Genomic DNA, 2,100 nt, shown 5'->3' with positions numbered 1-2,100 from the left:
CTTCGTCAACTTCGACCGTCGCTTCCAGCGGGTACGGCCCGCGGTCGACGCCCCCGCCGGGGTGCGCACCGACTTCGACGTGCTCCACGCCGTCGCCGCGGCCATGGGCGCCCGGCTGGGGTGTCCGACGCCGGCGGCGGCCCTGGAGGAGTGCGCATCAGTGGCACCGCTGTTCACGGGGGTCGGCCACGCCCGGCTCGATCGTGGAGGTCCCGTGCACTGGCCGTGCACCGCGGCCGAGGCACCGGGGACCCCACGGCTCTACCAGGACGGGTTCGCCACACCGGACGGCCGGGCCCGGTTCGGGACCCGGCCGTACCTGCCCCCGGGTGAATCGTGCGACGACGACTACCCGTTCCTGCTCATCACCGGACGCCGCGGGGAGCACTACAACACGGGCAGCATGACCCGCCGCACCGGCAACCTCGACCTGCTCGGGCAGGAGACGATCGACCTGTGCCCCGATGACGCCGCCGCTCTCGGTGTCCTCGAGGGCGCACGGGTGGAGGTCTCCAGCCGTCACGGGACGGTGACGCTGCCGGTCAGGATCACCGACGAGGTCCCGTCCGGTGAGGTCTTCACCGGCTTCCACTTCCCGGACGCCGGCGTCAACAGGCTCACCTCACCCGTGCAGGACAGTGTCACCGGGTGCCCCGAGTACAAGGTGACCGCCGTCCGGATCCGCACGGGGGACGGCCGGCCGTGAGGCCCGGGGATGCTCGCCCTTCTCGCACGTTCACCCCGAGAGGATGAGGCGGACCGCGCGGCGAATGGTGGACAGTGGTCATGGCACCGAGGGCACCCGGTGCGCAGCGACCCGGCGGGGTTGCCGGAGGATGCGGACAAGGAGCGACGATGACGGAACAGACTCGTGAGATGGGGCCGGTCGACTACCTGGTGATCGAGTTCCCCGGCAACCGGATGACCGGTGAGGCATTCCCGCTGATGCTCGACCTGGTGGATCGAGGCCTGATCCGGATCATCGACTTCGTGTTCGTCCACAAGGACGAACAGGGACAGGCGAGCATCGTCACGCTCAGCGACGTCGACGGCGACGGGCAGCTGGACCTCGGCGTCTTCGAGGGCGCGTCCTCCGGCCTGCTGGGCCCGGAGGACATCGAGGAGACCGGCAGTGTCCTGGAACCGAACTGCTCGGCTGCGGTCCTCGTGTACGAGAACGTCTGGGCGGCCCCGCTGGCGAGCGCGCTGCGGCGGTCCGGAGGCCAGATGGTGGCCAGCGGCCGGATTCCCCTGATGAGTATTCTCGAGGCGCTCGACGCCCTCGATACCGCGGCCTGACCGGCCACTACCGACGAACACGAGGCAGGGATCATGGGACTTCTCAGGGGCATGGCCCGCACGGCCGTCGTCGCCGGCACGGCCACTGCCGTGTCGAATCGCGTCTCCAGGCGTCAGGCGGGACGGTGGGCGGCCCAGGAACAGGCGCAGCAGGAGTACGCGGCCCCGCCGCCCTACGCAGCACCACCTCAGCAGGAGTACGCCGCACCGGTCAACGCGGCTCCCGGCGGCTCGGGCATGGAGGAGCGGCTGGCCCAGCTCAAGGACCTCGGCGCTCTGCGCGACCAGGGAGTGCTCACCGACGCCGAGTTCCAGGCGCAGAAGGCGCGCATCCTGGGCACCTGACCCGAGGTGACCGTGGAGGACCTCGGCACCTTCTTGCGTGACCTGTCCGCCGTCGAGGACGCGCAGGCCGACTCGTGGTGTCACCGTGTCGAGGTCCTCGACCGGACGCACCTGCGACTGAGCACGTCCGGGGGAGTGCACCTACTCGCGCTGCCCGCGACCCGCCACGGCATCGCCGAGGCACTGCACGCGATGTCCACCACGGTGGATCCGTCCTCGGCCCCGCTTCCGGTGGACTCCGAACTGCGCACCCGGCACCGGGGCTGGGTCCAGCTGCTGCAGGACCTGGGCCGGTACGATGCCGATCTGGCCAGCCTCTCCCGAGACCGCCCCCCGGCCCGTTCGCCCTGGCGATACCAGCGGATCGAACGATCCGGGGCGACGGTGCTGATCACCGTCACCAACGGCACGGAGTACCTTCACCACACGGTTGACCTGGACGCACCCACCCCGCCC

4 protein-coding genes are annotated in these 2,100 nt (G+C 70.7%); all 4 read left to right on the top strand.

All coding sequences use genetic code 11. The annotated features are described in order from the left end of the window. The coding region (locus tag PLJ28_RS15720; RefSeq protein ID WP_324590424.1) for a molybdopterin oxidoreductase family protein at nt 1–706 on the top strand (706 nt) is incomplete at its 5' end. Nucleotides 707–855: 149 nt separating this feature from the next. Further along, nucleotides 856–1,299, top strand: coding sequence for a DUF6325 family protein (locus tag PLJ28_RS15715; RefSeq protein ID WP_183525387.1), 444 nt, complete (start codon nt 856–858; stop codon nt 1,297–1,299). Between the two features lie 33 nt (nt 1,300–1,332). Next, on the top strand, nt 1,333–1,644 hold the full coding sequence (locus PLJ28_RS15710) for an SHOCT domain-containing protein (RefSeq protein ID WP_324590423.1): 312 nt from the start codon (nt 1,333–1,335) through the stop codon (nt 1,642–1,644). A 33-nt stretch (nt 1,645–1,677) separates the two neighbouring features. Then, nucleotides 1,678–2,100: hypothetical protein (locus PLJ28_RS15705; RefSeq protein WP_324590422.1), on the top strand; the 423-nt coding region annotated here is incomplete at its 3' end.

Source organism: Citricoccus sp. (genome assembly GCF_035445025.1).
Classification (GTDB): Bacteria; Actinomycetota; Actinomycetes; order Actinomycetales; family Micrococcaceae; genus Citricoccus.
The sequence above is the reverse complement of the archived record's forward strand: the minus strand, read 5'-3'. Positions and strand labels throughout refer to the sequence as shown.

What these genes read in the sequence shown, in the direction of transcription:
- PLJ28_RS15715 (WP_183525387.1), top strand. Translation starts at nt 856, where the DNA reads ATGACGGAACAGACTCGTGAGATGGGGCCGGTCGACTACCTGGTGATC.
- PLJ28_RS15710 (WP_324590423.1), top strand. Translation starts at nt 1,333, where the DNA reads ATGGGACTTCTCAGGGGCATGGCCCGCACGGCCGTCGTCGCCGGCACG.